The following is a 17,671-nucleotide window of genomic DNA, read 5'->3' as shown; positions in this document are numbered from 1 at the left end:
CTTTCCCGAATATGCGACAACGCGATTTTTAGGATAGGTTGTATACGCATAACCGATACTGCGCGAGTGTCCTTCCCCACGCGCGCGTCAAAGCATGGCCGAACTCGATCTCAACCTGATTCCCTACCTCGTCGCGCTCGAAGACATGCGCAACGTGAGCCGCGCCGCCGAACGTCTCGGCGTGAGCCAGCCACGCGTGAGCACCGCGCTCGGCCGCTTGCGCGAGTATTTCAACGACCCGCTGTTCGTGCGCACGTCGCGCGGCATGGAGCCGACGCCGCGCGCGCTCGCGCTGATTCCCGCTGCCCGCGAGGCGCTGGCGCGCATCGAAAAAGGCATGCTCGACTCGCAGGATTTCGATCCCACGACGTCGACGCATACGTTCTCGCTGGCGTTGTCCGACGTCGGCGAGATCGTGTTCCTGCCGCGGCTGTTGCAGCTTTTCGCCGAGCGCGCGCCGCATGCGAATCTGCGTTCGGTGTCGCTGCCGCCCGCGCATGTCGAGCGCGGGCTGGAATCGGGCGATGTCGATCTCGCCGTCGGCTACTTTCCCGATCTTTCCGGTAACAACTTCTTCCAGCAGCGACTGTTCACGCACCGGTTCATCTGTCTGATGCGCAGCGATCACCCGCTCGCGGGCGCGCCGCTCACGCTCGATCAGTTCATCGGCCTCGGCCATGCCGTCGTGCGCGCCGAAGGACGCAGCCAGGAAGTGCTCGAGCAGTTTCTGGAGAAAAAGCGCATCCGCCGGCGCGCCGTGCTGGAGACGCCGCACTTCATGAGCCTGCCGTTCATCCTCGCGCGCACCGATCTGATCGCAACCGTGCCGCACGCGATCGGCTTCGCGTACGTGTCGGAACACGCGTCGATCACGCTCGTCGAACCGCCGTTGCCGTTGCCCCGCTTCGACTTGCGCCAGCACTGGCATCGCAAGTTTCACAACGATCCGCGCGCAAGCTGGCTGCGCGGCGTTGTTGCAGAACTGTTCAACGATGCGAAGGACGAGTGGCCGAAGTAACGACGGATATAAGGCCCGCCTGTAACGCCCGCAGGGGCCCGCGACGCATATCCCTGTTCGGCGTAGGGCCGGGAAACATGGAACAATGCCGCAACGTGCGATGCGCGTTTTACTGGAACTGGAGCGAAGGATGAATACGAAGAACACAACGTCCGCCGACGCACCCGGCCGGCCGTCCCGCGACGAGGCCGAAGAAGCCGTGCGCGTGCTGCTGCGCTGGGCCGGCGACAATCCTCAGCGTGAAGGGCTGCTCGACACGCCCGCGCGCGTCGTGCGAGCGTATGAAGAATTTTTCGCGGGCTATGAAGTCGATCCGCGCGAGATTCTGGCCCGTACGTTCTCCGAAGTGGACGGCTATGACGAAATGATCGTGCTGAAGGACATCCGCTTCGAAAGCTATTGCGAACATCACATGGTGCCCATCATCGGGCGCGCGCATGTCGCTTATCTGCCAGAGCATCGCGTGGTGGGCATCTCGAAGCTCGCGCGGCTTGTCGATGCGTTCGCCAAGCGTCTGCAGATTCAGGAAAAGATGACCGTGCAGATCGCCGATACGCTCAACGAAGTATTGCAGCCGAAGGGTGTAGGCGTGATTCTCGAAGCATCGCATCAATGCATGTCGACGCGCGGCGTACACAAGGCGGGCGTCGAGATGGTGACGTCGCGCATGCTCGGGACGTTCCGCACTGACCCGTCGACGCGTCGCGAGTTTCTGTCGATCGTCCACGGCCCGACTTCCGTTAGCGTGGCGAATACCTGATTTGTCGCGGGCCAGGATTGTCGGCCCGCTTTAGCCACGCGCCGGAAAGCGCGTGGTTGCCTCAACGGTCTGGTCAGCGTCTCAAGTCTCAAAGCAAGCTTAGTGGTTCTGATTGAACTAGCGCGACCTAAGCAAAGCCAGGATCGGCCAACTCACGCTTCCGCGCGCATCCTCATCGACCGAAACCGTCCGAACGTCGCAAGCAGCACCGCTGCCAGCACACACGCGACGCCTACCATCTGCGCACGGCTGATCGGCTCATGCAGCACGCCCGCTGCAAGCGCGAGCGTCGACACGGGCACGAGCGCCGTCACGAGACCCGCTTCCGCGCCGCTCAGGCGCGAAGCGCCCGCGTACCACAGCACGAAGCCAAGCACCGTCGGCACGAGCGCGTAATAGACGACGCCCGCTAGCGCGGCAACGACGTTCGCATCGAATGGCAGACGCCACGGCTGCTCGAAACAGGCGGGCACGATTGCGACAAGCAAGCCGATCCCGCTCATCAGCGCCGACAGTGGCAAAGCCGGCACAGGCGTGCGCAGCTTGCGGTTGAGCAAGATGAAGAGCGCTTCGCAGACAATTGCTGCGAATACCAGCGCATTACCGGCGACGGAATGCGCGCCGCTCGCGGCCGCCACGTCGTCGAGGCGCACCGTGCAGGCGAGCACGCCCAGCGTCGCGAGCGCGATCGCGCCGAGCAGCGCCGGTGATGGACGCTCGCCGAGCGCGAGCGCCGCGAAACCCGCCGACACCGCGGGCAGTGTCCCCGCGATGACACCCGCATCGGCGGCCGACGCGAGCCGCATTCCGCCGATCAGACAAACCGTATAGCCGACGCTTCCCGCTCCCGCCTGCGCGATCACGAGCAACACATCGTGCGCGTCGAGCTTCGGCCAGCGGACTTTTCGCACGCGCATCATCGCGACAAAGACGGGAAACGCAATCGCAAAGCGCAAAGCCGTCGCCGCAAAGGGCGGCAAGCCGCCCGCAATCGCCTTGCTGACGACGACCGTGCTGCCCACCCCGATCATCGCCAGCGCGCAAAAGGAATAACCGACGTAACGCCCGTTCATGCCACTGCCTCCTCGTATCGAACGATGAGGCGAGCGTATGGCCCGCGCCCACGCGCGGTCTTGAACGTTATTGCAGAGGATCAGCGGACGGCGGCCGCGTAGCTCGCGGGCGTGACGCCGAGAAGCCGCACGAAAGCGCGCGTCATATGGCTTTGATCGGCGAAGCCCGCCGAGACGGCGGAATCCACCAGCGTGGACCCGCTGGCGATCAGTTGCCGCGCCAGCACGACACGGCGCTGCATCCGGTATGCATGCGGCGGCAAACCGACTTCATGCGCGAAACTGCGCAGCAGCTGAAAGCGGCTCATACCGGCTTCGGCGGCGAGATCGGCGAGCGTCGATGCCGACGCGGGATCATCGTCGATACGGCTTTTTGCGCGCGCGACAGGACCGATGCGTTCGGGTCTGCGTGGCAAAGACGTCGCGTGGTATTGACCCACATATGAAAACAACGCGAGCAACGCTTCTTCGCAAGCAAGGTTGTCGGGCGACACGCCCTTGTTTGCCTCGTGTACTGCAACCGAGAAAAGTCGCGCAAAACGCAGCGACAGTTGCGCGTCGTTCAACACGGGGCGCGTCAACTCCACTTCCCGCAACGGCGACTCCGCGCATTCGGCGACCGTGCCGATCACCAGCGACGGCTCGAAATACAGCATCCGCCAGGCGCGTCCGTGTTCGTCGAGCGGACTGCCGTCATGCACTTCGCCGGGATTGACGGTGATGACATCGTTCGCGCGCGCTTCGACAGGGCCGCGCCCGCTTGCCGAACGCTGCCCGCCAGCAACGACGATGCCGATGCCAAAGCGATCGTGCGAATGACGCGCGAACGCGTGCGTCGTATGCGCGACGGTCGCTTCGACGCCGCCGAGCGCGCAACGCAGCATCTGGACGCGCCCACGCGGCTTCATCGTCTCAGGCGCCCGCGCAGACGAAACTGGGCCCACACATCAGCGCCGCCCTTCGTCGTTGCGCCCGCGCTCGCCTTCGCGGATCTTGCCCTGCGACACGCTGCTGCCTGGCGGCACGCTATGCGTGAGCCACACGTTGCCGCCGATCACCGAGCCGCGCCCGATCGTCACGCGGCCCAAAATGGTCGCGCCCGCGTAGATCACCACATCGTCTTCGACAATCGGGTGACGCGCATTGCCCTTTACGAGCGTGCCGTCTTCATCCGCAGCAAAACTCTTCGCGCCGAGCGTCACCGCCTGATAGACACGCACGCGCTCGCCGATGATCGCCGTTTCGCCGATCACGACGCCCGTGCCGTGATCGATGAAGAAGCTCGGCGCGATCTGCGCGCCAGGGTGAATGTCGATACCCGTCGCCGAATGCGCGATCTCGTTGATGAAGCGCGCGAGCAGCGGCACGCCGAGCCGGTGCAACGCATGCGCGAGCCGGTGATGCGTCATCGCCCATACGCCCGGATAGCACAGCAGGATTTCAGTGATGTGCTGCGCGGCGGGATCGCCCACGTACGCAGCCTGGATATCGCTGACCAGCATCGCGCGAATGCCCGGCAACTGCTTGCCGAACTGGCGCGCGACATCGAATGCGAGCGCGCTCAGATCGGCATCCGGCGTCTCCGCGTGCTCCGGCAAGAAGCGCAACGCGCGGCGAATCTGCTCGGCCAGCAGCCGCAGCGTGCTTTCGAGCGTATGACCCACGTAATAATCGACGCTCTCGTCGGTCAGATCGGGCGCGCCGTAGTGCGTCGGGAAAAGCGCGGCGCGCAATCCCGCGACGATGTTGATCACGCCGTCGCGGGAAGGCAGCTCGCGGATGCCGCGCGGGTGGCGCGTGCGATGCAGTTCCTCACGCGACGCGCGCAGTTCGGCGACGATCTGTTCGAGGCCCCAGTTGTGGGAGGAAACATTTGACATGGCGAGGACGGCAGTCGCGCGTGAAGCGCGACGAAAGTGAATTGTCCCCAGAGATTACCGCGTTTCGGCGCGCGCCGCCGGGCGCCGGTGCGGATTGCATAATGAACGCATAAGGAACGGCTCATGCAGTGCCGGCCGTTGCATGTGCGGGAGTGCGTAGCAAATGACGTGCTAAACGGTCATACTGCTTGCATCGATCCAACGCACGGCCCAGTCGCGGGCATGCGCGATAGCAGCTGCTTCGTCAGTGAAGCGGAGGTCGGTGGGAAAGAAGCGGTTGGCGACGAGTTCGCCATCGCTGGAGCGCGACACGACCACATACGGTTGCCAAGTCCCATCGCCCGCGCGCGCTGGCGCGCAGTTAAGCAAGTAGCCACGATGTGTGAATGCAGCATCAACGTGCATGAGTCACCCGCCCCTGACTGCCTCATAGATGGTCCTTTTGCGAGTGCGATGCCGTGTGTCGTGGCAGTCCATGAGACTGCAGCGGTCATGCTCTTGTGTGCGTTGCTGCACTCGAACCAGAATCATACTCTGTAGGAAAAGGGCGTCCACCAAAAAAATAGTAAAAATTCGCGGGTTGCCCTAAGCGCCGTCGCACGTGGATTCCAACGTGATTGGGCGCTCACGCGGAACGAGTTTTGCTCGCTCCCAATGCTTTGAAGGCATGAGTCAAGGAGGGCGTAAAAATGAGCCTCAACACCCGCAAGATACCGGCGACGCAATCGGGAAACGACGTCGCGCGCAGCGCCGAGATGCACAACGACCGCACGCACGACAGCACGGTGGATACCGATAGCAAGAATCACGAAGCCGCGCGCATCGCAGGACACGCGCCGATCGGCCCCGATGAGATCACGACCAGCAACGCATCGCTCGTCAACAGCGTGCCCGACAACCCGTATGCGGAACTGGCGGGATTCGACAGCCGCATCGGCGGAAACCATCTGCTGCTCGCGCTGGAACCGGGCTACCGCGTGATCGACAAGGGCATGACGGTGCCCGAGCCCGTCGAGCACTTCGACGACCGCTTTCATGAACCCAGCACGCAAGCGGGCCAACGCACGCGCGGGCGCGTGCATTTCGCGCTCAATCATCAGCGGCCGATGCGCGTGATCGAACTCGAGCGCGTCAAGTGACGCGATATCCCTTTCGCACGACGCGTGGTCGCATGGCGCGTCGTGCATCTTCGCGTTTGTACGAATGTCGATGCGATTGGAAACTCCTGGTTTCATGACTTCGTCGCACGCACATCTTTTTCGCGTTTGAAACGATCAGCACAATCAGCGCAATTCCATCCACGGAGCAGCAGATGAGCAAAATCATCGTGATCGGCGCAACGGGCACACTCGGCCATGCCGTCGCCACTGAACTGAAAGCGCGGCATGAAGTGATCGAAGTCGGCGCGACGCGTGGCGCACACCAGGTCGACAGCACGGACCCGGCGAGCGTCGAACGGCTGTTTCAAACCATCGGCAAGGTGGATGGCGTCGTTACGACGACGGGCAAGGTCCACTTCGGCCCGTTGCCCGAGATGACGGTCGAGCAATTCTGGGTCGGCCTGCGCGACAAGCTGATGGGACAGATCAATGTCGTGCTCGCCGCGCAGAAGTATGTGAACGACGGCGGCTCGTTCACGCTGACGAGCGGCATTCTCGCCGACGAGCCGATCAACCTGGGCGTCAGCGCGACGACGGTGAATCTCGCGCTCGAAGGCTTCGTGCGCGGCGCGGCGATCGAACTGCCGCGCGGTATTCGCATCAATGTCGTGAGCCCGACTGTGCTGACGGAATCGATGGAAAGCTATGCGCCGTTCTTCCGTGGCTTCGAACCTGTCGATGCGAAGAAGGCTGCGCAGGCGTATCTGCGCAGCGTCGAGGGCGCGCAAACGGGACGCGTGTATCGCGTCGGGTACTAGAACGTTCGATTGACGTCTGTTAACGAGCGCACGTTGTCGTGCGCTCGTTTTTTATTGCGCGGCGCTTGCCGCTTCAGTGAATCTCCGGCTCACCCGTTGCAGCGCTTGCGCCATCGCGTTGCAGGAAGTCGAAGTCGCAGCCCTTGTCGGCCTGCAGCACATGTACCTGATGCATCGCGCCGTAGCCGCGCGAGAATCTCGGTGCGGGCGCGACCCACTCTGCCTTGCGGCGCGCCAGTTCTTCATCCGATACCAGCACGTTCAGCCTGCGCTGCGGCACGTCCAGTTCGATCATGTCGCCGTCGCGCACCAGCGCAAACGGCCCACCGATGAACGACTCCGGCGCCACGTGCAGCACGCAGGCGCCATAGCTCGTGCCGCTCATGCGTGCATCGGAAATGCGCAGCATGTCGCGCACGCCCTTTTGCAGCACCTTCTTCGGCAGCGGCAACTGGCCCCACTCGGGCATGCCCGGCGCGCCAACGGGGCCCGCGTGCTGCAACACGATCACGCAGTTCTCGTCGATATCGAGCGCGTCGTCGTCGATGCGCGCGGCCATGTCGTTGTAGTCCTTGAACACCACCGCACGGCCCGTGTGTACCAGCAGATGCGGCTCGGCTGCGCCCGGCTTGATGACCGCGCCATCGGGCGCGATGTTACCGCGCAGGACGGCCAGGCCGTTGTCCGGCATCAGCGGGTTGTTGCGCCGGCGGATCACGTCGTCGTTGAAGATCTGCACGCCTTCGAGGTTCTCGCCAAGCGAGCGGCCATTCACCGTCTTCTGCGAGCGGTCGATCAGGTCGCCCAGTTCTGCGAGCATCGCCTGCAGGCCGCCTGCGTAATAGAAGTCTTCCATCAGATACGCGCCCGTCGGCCGGATGTTGGCGAGCACGGGCGTACGGCGCGAAATGCTGTCGTAGCGATCGAGCGTCAGTTCGATCCCGGCACGGCGCGCGAGCGCGATCATGTGTACGATCGCATTCGTCGAACCCGACAGCGCCAGGCACGTCGTCACCGCGTTGTCGATCGACTTCACCGTGAGGATGTCCGACGGCTTCAGGTCTTCCCACACCATCTCGACGATACGCATGCCCGTTTTTGCGGACATCTGCGCGTGGCGCGAATCCGGCGCGGGGATGGACGCGAAGCCGGGCAGCGTGAAGCCGAGTGCTTCGGCAGCGCTCGTCATGGTGGACGCCGTGCCCATCGTCATGCAATGGCCAGGCGAGCGCGCAATACCGCCTTCGACGCCCTGCCAGTCCTCTTCCGTGATCTTGCCCGCGCGCAGGTCGGCCCAGTACTTCCACGTGTCCGAGCCCGAGCCGAGCGTCGCGCCGTTCCAGTTGCCGCGCAGCATCGGCCCGGCAGGCAGAAAGATGGTCGGCAGGTCCATGCTGATCGCGCCCATCAGCAGCGCGGGCGTGGTCTTGTCGCAGCCGCCCATCAGCACGACACCGTCGGCGGGATATGAGCGCAGCGTCTCCTCCGCTTCCATCGCGAGGAAGTTGCGGTAGAGCATCGTGGTGGGCTTCTGGAATGGCTCCGACAGCGTCTGCACCGGCAACTCGATCGGAAAGCCGCCCGCCTGCCAGATGCCGCGCTTGACCTCTTCCACACGCTGCTTGAAGTGCGTGTGGCACGGGTTCATCTCGCTCCACGTATTGAGGATCGCGATAACGGGCTTGCCCGCATATTCCTCGCGGCTATAGCCCATTTGCGCCGTGCGCGAGCGATGGCCAAACGAACGCAGATCGTGTACGCCGTACCAGCGGTGGCTGCGCAGTTCGTCGGGGGACTTGCGTTTCTTCGTCTGATCGTTCGACACTTCGACTCCTACCGGCGCTGCTCCTTCACCCGCGACACGATCTGCGTCGGGCTCACGAACTGCAGCGCAATCAATACCCAGATCAGCGTGATCGCCATGTAGATCATCGCCATTGCGTCGATCGACTGCGGCGCGCGCACGCCCGTTGAAAATACAGCGTAGTACAACGCGACGACGAGCGTTTGCGTCGCCGGCCCCGCCGTAAAGAACGTCAGTTCGAACATGCCGATGGTACGAACCAGCACCAGCAGACCGGCGGCAAGCATGCCGGGCACCAGCAAGGGCAGCAGAATATAGCGGAAATAGCGGAACGTATTCGCGCCGAAGATGCGCGCCGCCGATTCCAGATTCGGATCGATCTGCTCGATGAACGGCGTCATCACGAGAATGACAAACGGCAGCGCGGGCACCAGGTTCGCGAGAATCACACCGGACAGCGTACCCGCCAGGCCGATCTTGTACATCACGGTCGCCATCGGAATGCCGTATGTGACAGGTGGCACCATCAACGGCAGCAGGAACACGAGCATCGCGAAACGCTTGCCGCGAAACTGCACGCGCGCGAGCGCGTACGCGGCGGGCACGCCAAGCAAAATGGACAGCAGCACCACCGCGCCGACCACTTCGACCGTCACCCACAGCACTGCCGCGAGCTGGAAGTCGCTCCACGCCTGCGCATACCAGTGCAGCGTGAAGCCCTGCGGCAGCAGCGTGCCGAACCAGCGCGTCGCGATCGAATTGACCGCGACGGTGGCGATCAGCAGCACGATGTTCAGCAGGAAGAAAATCATCGCGCCCCAGACGAGCGCCTTGTAGATGCGGTCACGCAGACTGACATGCGGTTTCATCGATTTCACCGTTTGCCCTTGCGGCGCAGTGGGCCACGGATGCGCGACTTGATGATCGGTTGCCATCAGCCCTTACCTCCCGTCGCCGGTCCACTGTAGAAGAAGCGGCGCGCGCCGAGCATCGCGGCGACGATCACCAGTTGCACGAAACCCATCACGATCGCGATCGCCGACGCAAGCGAGTAATCGTAGCTCTCGAACGCGGCTTCCGCAGCGGCAATCGACATCACGCGTGTCGGCCCCGCGGGCGCGCCGAGCAGCACCGCCGATGGAAACACCGAAAACGCCTGCACGAATGAAAGACACGCGGCCATCGTCAAGCCCGGCACGAGCAGCGGCAGATAGATCTGCCGGAACTGCTGCCAGGGGTTCGCGCCAAGCGTCGCGGCGGCGCTTGCGAGCGTCGGATCGATGCCCGTCACGTACGACAGCGTCAACAGAAACGCGAACGGAAAACCCGACACGACCAGCGAGATCAGCACACCCCAGAAGTTGTGCGTGAGGCGCACTTCGTCGGTATAGAGGTGCAGCCCTTGCAGCGCTTGCGGAAACCAGCCGTTCGGACCGAAGTAAGTGAGCATGCCGTCCGCGATCAGCACGGTGCCGAGCGTGATGGGAATCACGAGCAGCGTCGTAATGAATTTCTGATACGGCGACGGACGCCTCAGCGCGAACGCGACCGGCACCGATATGCCGACGTTGATCAAGGTGGCAGGCACGGCGAGCTTCAGCGTGACGATGATGGTTGGCCACATCGACGTGTCGCTGAAGAACTTCGCGTAGTTCGCCCACATGCCGCCGCCTTCCATCGGACTGAAGGACAGCGCGAGGCCGTAGACGAACGGGTAGACGAACAGCGCGAGGATGAACAGCAAGGCGGGCGACACGAGCCACGCCTTGCCGTCGCGTTGCGCGACGGGTGTCGCTGCGGCGGCGGGCGTCAGCGTGCTCATGACGGCTCTCCGTCGTAGACCAGCGTGCGCGACGGCGGCACGCGCAGCGTGACGCGCTCGCCTTCGGCAAACTCGCCTGCGACGCGCGCCCACAATTCGCCGAACGCGCTCTTCACACGAATCAGCGAATCGCGGCCGCCGTATTCGACCGTCGTGACCTGCGCGTCGAACGCGTTTTCCGAGCCGGGCGCGGCGCGCTCCATATCCTCGGGACGCATCGCGACGGAGACACGCTTGCTGTTGAAGCCATCCATGGCCGTGCCGATCAGCCGCACGCCGTTTGCTTCGACGGCCACGCCTTCGCCCTGCGTGCCTTCGAGCGTAAACGGCAGCACATTGCGATAGCCCATGAAACGCGCGACGTGCAGATTCTTCGGCCGCCCGTAAACTTCCTTCGGCGTCGCGACCTGCTGCACGACGCCCTCTTTCATCACGACGATGCGGTCGGCCATCGACAACGCTTCGTCCTGGTCGTGCGTCACGTAGATGGTCGCGCGATCCAGCTGGCTATGAATGCGGCGGATCTCGGCGCGCATTTCGATTCGCAGTTTCGTGTCGAGATTCGACAGCGGTTCGTCCATCAGAATGAGCGGCGGTTCGATCACAATGGCGCGCGCAATCGCGACGCGCTGCTGCTGACCGCCCGACAACTGCCCCGGCAATTTCTTCTCATGCCCGACCAGCTGCACAAGTTGCAGCGCTTCTCGCGCGCGCTTCACCGTTTCCGCCTTCGCGATGCCGCGCATCTTCAGCCCGAAGCCGACGTTGTCGAGCACCGACATATGTGGAAACAGCGCGTAGTTCTGAAACACCATGCCGAAGCCGCGCTTTTCGGGCGGCAGCACGTCGATACGTTTTTCGTCGAGCCAGATGCCGCCGCCCGACAGCGGCTGCAAGCCCGCGATGCAGTTGAGCGCCGTCGACTTGCCGCAGCCCGACGGCCCGAGCAACGCGATGAATTCACCGCGGCGAATACTCAGATCGAGACCCTGCAACGCAGCCACCGACACCCCTTCGGCATTCACAAAACTGCGGCTGACGGACTCGAGGCGCAACTGTTCAAAGTGATGCTTCATGATCGCTTCCCTACGATGTTGCATGGCCGCGCCCTATGACACTCCATATGACGCGCCGACACATATCGCCGATGCCCGCAAGGCGTCATGCACGCCCTGCGCGGCACCGGCTGCTCCGCTTTGCGCGGTGATGGGTACGCGTTGGTATGAACTTACTTGGTCTTTTGCGCGCCCACTTCGCGGTCCCACTTCTGGAACGCTGCGACCATCGCTGCCGCGCTCAACGGCTGAACGTGCGGACGATCGGCAAGCAGTTTCGCGTATTCCGGACGGCCGAACTTCTTCAGCACGTCCTGGCTGTGCTCGGGCGCTTGCGCTTCCGTGAGACCCTTGATGGCCGGGCCCGGATAGAAGTAACCATCGTCATAGGTCAAGGCCTGCTGCGTCGGCTCCAGCATGAAGTTCATCAGCTTGTAGAGCGTGTCGAGCTTTTCTTTCGGCACGCCTTTCGGAATTACCATGAAGTGCGCGTCGTTGACCCACGTCATGTTGTCGAACGCCTGCACCTTGAATTCAGCCGGCACGATGCCGAGCGCGCGTGGGTTGATGTCCCAGCCCGTCACGGTGACGGTCATGTCGCGCGTGCCTTCGCCCAGTTCCTTCATCACCGCCGACGTGCCGCCCGGGTAGTAAGGAATGCAGTCGTTCAACTGCTTGAGAAACGCCCAGGTCTTATCCCAGCCGTTGACGGGGTCTTTCGGATCTTTGTCGCCGAGCACGTACGGCAAGCCCATCAGGAATGTGCGGCCGGGACCGGAGTTGGCCGGACGCGCGTAGATCAGCTTGTTCGGATGCGCCTTGCACCATTGCAGGAGTTGATCCGGCGTCTTCGGTGGATCGCTGACTTTGGCCGGGTTGTATTCGATCAGCGGGCCGGCCGGCATATAGGCGACTTCGAGACCGAAGCCCTGCGCGAGATCCTGCATCTTGCGCGGACCGGGCGCGTACTTGTCGAGCACGCCGGGGAACGCGGCGTTGTTCTCCGGCAGCAGCTTGATCCACAGGTTCTGCTCGATACCGGCGGCAAGCGCGTCAGTACCCGTCAGCACGAGGTCGATGTCCGAACGGCCGGCCGCCTGCATCGCCTTGATCTTGCCGGGCAACTGCGGCGCGGGCGCGTTCGTGTACGTGATGTTGGAAACGAGATTCGGGTACTTGGCCTTGAAGGCTTCAAAGCCCTTTTGCGTCAACTGGAGATCGCCCGCGACGTCGACGATGTTGATCGTGACGGCATCCACCGCTCGCGCCGATTGCGTGAACCCTGCTACTGCTGCGCCAACGGCTACGCACAGTGCGGCCACCTTCAGTGGCAACTTCGCTGACAACTTGCCAGAAAAAGCCATTTCGTCTCCTCGCCTCTTTATATGGAACGTCCGCCGACGGGATGCGCGGCGCTGACGTGTTACGGGCTGCTAGTGGGTGAAACATAACGAACGGGCACGCATGATGTCAAGCAAATTTTAGCCTGACACGTTCATCGCGCGATGACCTTTCAAATTCTTCAAGTCCTTTTATGGTAAGGATTTCAGCGGGTTTGCCGATTCGTCCGTTCGGCATAGGGAGAACACCAAGACATGACTTGTTAGGCAACTTCACCCGCCGCGCAGGCCCTGAGTATTCACGTACAGCGAATACAGGCCGTGGCTCGCGGCCATGAACAGGCGGTTGCGATGCCTGCCGCCAAAGCACACGTTCGCGCAGCGCTCCGGCAACGCGATATGCCCGAGCGCTTCGCCTTGCGGCGAAAACACGCGCACGCCGTCGAGTTCATCGGTGCCCATGCCCCAGCCGCACCACAGGTTGCCGTGAATATCGATTCGGAAACCGTCCGGCGTGCCGTGCTGCGCGTCGATCAGCACGCGGTTGTTCGCAAGCGTCCGCCCGTCGCCGGCCACATCGAATGCGCGAATCGTGCGCGGCTGGGAGCGCGATTCGACGATGTACAGCACGGATTCATCCGGCGAAAACGCGAGGCCATTCGGGCCGATCACTTCATCGCAAACCATCGTCACTTCGCCCGTCTCCCCGTCCACGCGATACACGTTTTGCGGCAGCTCCGGCTCCTGCTTCTCGCCTTCATAGAAGCTGTCGATGCCGAACGATGGATCGGTAAACCAGACCGAGCCATCCGACTTCACGACGAGGTCGTTCGGCGAATTGAAGCGCTTGCCCTGGTAACGGTCCGCGATCACGGTGATCGAGCCGTCGTACTCGGTGCGCGTGACGCGTCGCGTCAGATGCTCGCAGGTGACGAGCCGCCCTTCGCGGTCTCGGGTATTGCCGTTCGCGTTATTCGACGGCCGGCGAAACGGCGTCACCGCGCCCGTCTCCTCGTCCCAGCGCAGGATGCGGTTATTCGGGATGTCGCTCCACAGCACGTATCGGCCATCGCCGAACCACACGGGTCCCTCGGACCAACGTGCGCCCTGAAACAGGCATTCGACGGAAGCCGAGGCGATACGCAATGCATCGAAGCGGGGATCGAAACTACGAATGGAGGGATCGGGATAGCGGCGCTGGTTCGGGTGATTGAGTTCGGTCATGGCGCTGTCAGAGCAACGCCGGGCATCGAATCGATCGATGCCCGGCGTTCGTGGTGGTTGCTGGTTATTGGTGATGATGCTGCTTGAAACGCTGTCGCGACTCAACGCAAGCCGTCACGCCTGCGCCGGCTTGCCGTCGCGCAGACGCCAGAGCTTCAGCGGATTGTCGTCGTGTAGCGATTGCGGCAGCAGTTCGGCGGGCAGGTCCTGGTAGCAGACGGGACGCAGGAAACGCTCGATCGCCGTCGCGCCGACCGAGGTCGCGCGCGGATCGGACGTCGCCGGGAACGGGCCGCCATGCACCATCGCGTACGACACTTCGACGCCCGTCGGGAAGCCATTCGCCAGGATGCGGCCGGCCTTGCGCTCGAGCGTCGGCAGCAGGCGTCGCGCGATGTCGTAGTCTTCGGGTTCGATCTGCAGCGTTGCGGTGAGCTGGCCTTCGAGGTATTCGGCCACCTTCACCATTTCCTCTATGTCAGCGCACGTGACGATCAGCGAAGTCGGCCCAAAAATCTCGTCTTCGAGTTCCGCGGATGTCAGGAACTGTATCGCCGACGTCTGGAACAGCGCGGGCAGCGCGGCGCAGGTCGCATCCGACGACGTGCCGCGCGCAATACTCTGCACGCCGCGCTGCTCGGTGCGATGCGTAATGCCGCCCTGATACGCGCTGGCGATGCCCGGCGTGAGCATCGTCTGCGCACTCTTTTGCGCGAGTGCCTTTGCCGCGGCGTCGATAAATATCTGTTTGTTCGGTCCGTCGAGAAGCAGCACGAGACCAGGGTTCGTGCAGAACTGTCCGACGCCGAGCGTCACCGATTCGATAAAGCCGGTCGCGATCTGATCCGCGCGCTTCGCAAGCGCGCCGGGCAGCACGAAGAACGGGTTGATGCTGCTCATCTCGGCAAACACGGGAATCGGCTCGCGGCGCTTCTGCGCAAGATTCAACAGCGCAAGGCCGCCGGCGCGCGAACCTGTGAAGCCGACCGACTTGATCGCCGGATGCTGGACGAGCGCTTCGCCGATCTCATTGCCCGCGCCGACCACGAGCGAGAACACGCCTTCATGCAGCCCACAATCGGCGACCGATTTCTGAATGGCACGGCCAACCAGTTCAGACGTACCGAGGTGCGCCGGGTGCGCCTTCACGACAACCGGGCAACCCGCCGCGAGCGCCGATGCCGTATCGCCGCCCGCTACGGAAAACGCGAGCGGAAAATTACTCGCTCCGAACACGCCGACGGGACCAACGGGAATCTTCTGCAAGCGCAAGTCGGGACGCGGCAGCGGCTTGCGATCTGGCTGAGCGGAGTCGAGCGTCGCGGTGAGCCAGCGGCCCTCGCGCACCAGCGATGCGAACAGCTTGAGCTGCCCGACGGTACGCGCCCGTTCGCCTTCGAGCCGCGCCTTCGGTAACGCGGATTCGGCCTGCGCGCGCTCGATCAATGCGTCGCCGAGCCCGAGGATGTTCTCGGCAATGGTCTCGAGAAAATGCGCGCGAATTTCGAGCGACGTCTGACGGTACGAGTCGAACGCGAGCGCAGCCAGCGTGCATGCGCGATCCACTTCGACCGCGCCACCCGCACCGAACTCGGGTTCGATTTCCATGTTGCGCGCCGGGTCGAACGCGCGCAGCGTGCCCTTGGTGCCGCGCACCTCGGACCCGCCGATCAGCATGTCTCCGGTAATTTGCATGTCCTGCTCCTGTCGATGGCTGCGCGGCAGGAACGCATGTCGCGTCGCGCGGCCGGAAATCCAAATAGTGCGACGTCAAGAATGGGCGGACGTTTCCGCGAGACGGCGCTCGAAGTCGAGCAAAGCCAGCGTCGCAACTTCGATCTTCGCATGATGTTCAGGCGGCGTCGAACGCAACAGCAGCAGGATCTGCCCTATGTCCGCGAGCGTCGACAACGTGACCACGTCGTCCAGCACGCGTATCAGCGAAATGTCTTCGCGCAGGGTTTCGAGCGGTATGAGCGCGTGTCAGTCACCCACTCCTGATATCACCTTTGCCGCCTTTACGCTTTGCAACAGCCGGCGCAGGTAGTCGTCGCGCGAAGGATCGTCGCGCACGATCGCGTACTGCACAGCAACGAATGTGCCGCGATCCACGAGCCGTGCGAGCGTGTCGACGAACGATCGGAGACACGTTCATGGAGGCGGCTCGCGGCAAAGACGATCACCTGGCCAAGTTAGCATCGCCACGCCAATGTTGTCAAACAACTTTGGACGCACAAATCTTACAATGCAGCACGCATGAGCACAGTTTCATCATATGAATACAGGCCCTGCGTGCTGCGCTGCAGATCAAACTTTTAATAATTTTGGTATGACAACGAGTGAAAAAGCAGACTGGTTTGAATCAAACGTTTCGTAATCTCTTCCGATTTACGAGATCGAACCGTATTTAATACCGATTCAAAACCGTGCAAAACCCTACTAAATAGCCGTTTATTCAGATGGCTGTCAGGCACGGCAGGAGCGGATTTGCGGCATTTGCTGCAGAATTGCGTCAATGCAATTAAATGTCGGTTGGCATGAAGCCCGATTTTTAGCCATAAATGAAACAGGCAAGAAATTCTCTATCGTTAATTCGCATTATCCTGCGAATATAGTGATAGATTGATGCGCAACAAGACCCATGAGTAACCGCAGCATCGGCATGGCCATAGCCCCCTCCGCTGCGAACCTCGAGAGATAGCACCTTGCCGCAACACTTTATTGAACAGATGTCGCCGTTGCTGGAAGCGGAGAACGACGTCAGCTGGTTCCGCGAAGTCGCCCGACTGGCAGACGGCTGGGGCTTCGACCGCGTGCTGGTCGGCATCCTTCCGCGGCCGGGCATGCGGCTGGAAGACGCGTTCATCCGTAGCACGTACTCGCCGTCATGGCGGCAGTTCTACAACGACCAGGGGTTTGCGCACATCGACCCGACGGTCGCGCATTGCATGACGAAGTCGTCACCACTGATCTGGTCGCCGGATCTGTTCGAGTCGAATCCGGCCCAAACCATGTATGAGGAAGCGCGCGCGTACGGCTTGCGCGCCGGCGTGAGCCTGCCTATCCACGGGCCGAGACAGGAATCGGGACTGATCTGTTTCGTCAACGACCATAACCCGACCGACGACTTCTGGCGTCATCTCGACGTCGTGCTGCCCAATCTGGTGCTGTTGCGCGACCTCGTGATCGACACGAGCCAGCCTCACCTGAATGCGCACACGCAGGCGTTAGTGCCGAAGCTCACGCCGCGGGAACAGGAATGCCTGAAATGGACCGCACGCGGTAAGTCCACCTGGGAAATTTCGCACATTCTTAATTGCTCGGAAGCCGTGGTGAACTTCCACCTTAAGAACATTCGCACGAAATTCGGCGTGAACTCACGGCGCGCGGCGGCCGTGATTGCAACGCAACTCGGCCTTATTGATCCAGGTTGATGAGCTCACGCGCTTCCGGGTTATGGAGCACCTTCTCCGCCCTGCCCAGATCGCCGTCCGTGACCGTCTTGGTGAAGTAGAGGCCCAGCAGGATCGAGACGGGTGCCGGAATTTCAGCGCCCGATTCGAAGCGGCTGCCGCGCGACTGGGTTACGCCAAAGCGCGCCCAGAATTGACGCTGACTCTCTTTCTTTTTCTTGCGGTACGCGATGATCAGCACGCGGTCCACACCAGTCGAAGTATCCGCGCCGCGGCTCTGCACGGTCGGTTGAACGTTTGCGTGAACGCCCGCTTGCCAATGATTCTGAAGTTCCATGATGTTTTTTCCCTGTGTTGGCCCTCA

Annotated in this window: 17 protein-coding genes and 1 pseudogene; 5 read left to right on the top strand and 13 right to left on the bottom strand. The window is 62.5% G+C overall.

Translation table 11 applies throughout. From position 1 onward, the window contains the following. The first annotated feature begins 94 nt into the window (after window positions 1-94). Window positions 95-1,018 carry a LysR family transcriptional regulator gene (locus C2L65_RS17640; protein ID WP_042316687.1) on the top strand — a complete coding sequence of 308 codons (924 nt, stop codon included), beginning with the start codon at window positions 95-97 and terminating at the stop codon, window positions 1,016-1,018. Window positions 1,019-1,148: 130 nt separating this feature from the next. Next, window positions 1,149-1,778, top strand: coding sequence for a GTP cyclohydrolase I FolE (folE, locus tag C2L65_RS17635; protein ID WP_007745422.1), 630 nt, complete (start codon window positions 1,149-1,151; stop codon window positions 1,776-1,778). Between the two features lie 152 nt (window positions 1,779-1,930). Here folE and C2L65_RS17630 read toward each other — a convergent pair whose 3' ends face one another. The 4 genes from C2L65_RS17630 to C2L65_RS17615 all read right to left on the bottom strand — a co-directional run bounded on the left by C2L65_RS17630 (window position 1,931) and on the right by C2L65_RS17615 (window position 5,136). Continuing rightward, window positions 1,931-2,851: a DMT family transporter gene (locus C2L65_RS17630; protein WP_042316689.1), complete on the bottom strand. Its 921-nt coding sequence runs from the start codon at window positions 2,849-2,851 to the stop codon at window positions 1,931-1,933. Window positions 2,852-2,931: 80 nt separating this feature from the next. Continuing rightward, on the bottom strand, window positions 2,932-3,759 hold the full coding sequence (locus tag C2L65_RS17625; protein ID WP_042316691.1) for an AraC family transcriptional regulator: 828 nt from the start codon (window positions 3,757-3,759) through the stop codon (window positions 2,932-2,934). 39 nt (window positions 3,760-3,798) lie between these two features. Beyond that, entirely contained in the window at window positions 3,799-4,731 is a 933-nt protein-coding gene (gene epsC / locus C2L65_RS17620) for a serine O-acetyltransferase EpsC (protein ID WP_042316692.1), read from the bottom strand. 171 nt (window positions 4,732-4,902) lie between these two features. Further along, window positions 4,903-5,136: a hypothetical protein gene (locus C2L65_RS17615; RefSeq protein ID WP_007586604.1), complete on the bottom strand. Its 234-nt coding sequence runs from the start codon at window positions 5,134-5,136 to the stop codon at window positions 4,903-4,905. Between the two features lie 284 nt (window positions 5,137-5,420). Here C2L65_RS17615 and C2L65_RS17610 point away from each other — a divergent pair, with 284 nt between their 5' ends. Together C2L65_RS17610 and C2L65_RS17605 are read left to right on the top strand one after the other, a co-directional pair. Continuing rightward, window positions 5,421-5,870 carry a DUF3005 domain-containing protein gene (locus C2L65_RS17610; RefSeq protein WP_042316695.1) on the top strand — a complete coding sequence of 150 codons (450 nt, stop codon included), beginning with the start codon at window positions 5,421-5,423 and terminating at the stop codon, window positions 5,868-5,870. A 173-nt stretch (window positions 5,871-6,043) separates the two neighbouring features. Next, window positions 6,044-6,649, top strand: coding sequence for a short chain dehydrogenase (locus C2L65_RS17605; protein ID WP_042316696.1), 606 nt, complete (start codon window positions 6,044-6,046; stop codon window positions 6,647-6,649). 73 nt (window positions 6,650-6,722) lie between these two features. On the opposite strand, the gene araD is transcribed toward C2L65_RS17605, so the two are convergent. From araD to C2L65_RS46580, 8 genes and pseudogenes are all read right to left on the bottom strand, one after another. Beyond that, window positions 6,723-8,474: an L-arabinonate dehydratase gene (gene araD / locus C2L65_RS17600; protein WP_103254550.1), complete on the bottom strand. Its 1,752-nt coding sequence runs from the start codon at window positions 8,472-8,474 to the stop codon at window positions 6,723-6,725. 8 nt (window positions 8,475-8,482) lie between these two features. Continuing rightward, window positions 8,483-9,388 (bottom strand): ABC transporter permease, encoded by a 906-nt coding sequence (locus C2L65_RS17595; protein ID WP_042315073.1) that lies wholly within the window; start codon window positions 9,386-9,388, stop codon window positions 8,483-8,485. Next, window positions 9,388-10,275, bottom strand: a complete 888-nt coding sequence (locus C2L65_RS17590) for an ABC transporter permease (protein WP_007739998.1) — start codon at window positions 10,273-10,275, stop codon at window positions 9,388-9,390. The genes C2L65_RS17595 and C2L65_RS17590 overlap by 1 nt, the downstream gene beginning before the upstream one ends. Next, a complete protein-coding gene (locus C2L65_RS17585) occupies window positions 10,272-11,351 on the bottom strand; it encodes an ABC transporter ATP-binding protein (protein ID WP_042315072.1) in 1,080 nt (359 codons plus the stop codon). The genes C2L65_RS17590 and C2L65_RS17585 overlap by 4 nt, the downstream gene beginning before the upstream one ends. Window positions 11,352-11,503: 152 nt before the next feature. Further along, window positions 11,504-12,694 carry an extracellular solute-binding protein gene (locus C2L65_RS17580; RefSeq protein ID WP_042315071.1) on the bottom strand — a complete coding sequence of 397 codons (1,191 nt, stop codon included), beginning with the start codon at window positions 12,692-12,694 and terminating at the stop codon, window positions 11,504-11,506. Window positions 12,695-12,943: 249 nt separating this feature from the next. Further along, entirely contained in the window at window positions 12,944-13,894 is a 951-nt protein-coding gene (locus C2L65_RS17575) for an SMP-30/gluconolactonase/LRE family protein (protein WP_042315070.1), read from the bottom strand. 114 nt (window positions 13,895-14,008) lie between these two features. Next, entirely contained in the window at window positions 14,009-15,589 is a 1,581-nt protein-coding gene (locus C2L65_RS17570; protein ID WP_042315069.1) for an aldehyde dehydrogenase (NADP(+)), read from the bottom strand. A gap of 75 nt (window positions 15,590-15,664) precedes the next feature. Further along, window positions 15,665-16,027, bottom strand: a pseudogene (locus C2L65_RS46580) (dihydrodipicolinate synthase family protein); the annotation flags it as partial. 596 nt (window positions 16,028-16,623) lie between these two features. On the opposite strand from C2L65_RS46580, the gene C2L65_RS17560 reads away from it, so the two are divergent. Further along, window positions 16,624-17,328 (top strand): helix-turn-helix transcriptional regulator, encoded by a 705-nt coding sequence (locus C2L65_RS17560; protein ID WP_042315067.1) that lies wholly within the window; start codon window positions 16,624-16,626, stop codon window positions 17,326-17,328. Here the strand turns inward: C2L65_RS17560 and C2L65_RS17555 are convergent. Further along, the gene (locus C2L65_RS17555) at window positions 17,312-17,644 is read right to left on the bottom strand and encodes a helix-turn-helix domain-containing protein (protein ID WP_007586630.1); all 333 of its coding nucleotides are present in this window, start codon (window positions 17,642-17,644) and stop codon (window positions 17,312-17,314) included. The two genes, C2L65_RS17560 and C2L65_RS17555, sit on opposite strands and share 17 nt — an antisense overlap. Window positions 17,645-17,671 lie beyond the last annotated feature (27 nt).

Source organism: Paraburkholderia terrae, assembly GCF_002902925.1.
Taxonomy (GTDB): Bacteria; Pseudomonadota; Gammaproteobacteria; order Burkholderiales; family Burkholderiaceae; genus Paraburkholderia; species Paraburkholderia terrae.
Note: the sequence above shows the minus strand (reverse complement) of the source record. Positions and strands in the feature narration are given on the sequence as shown.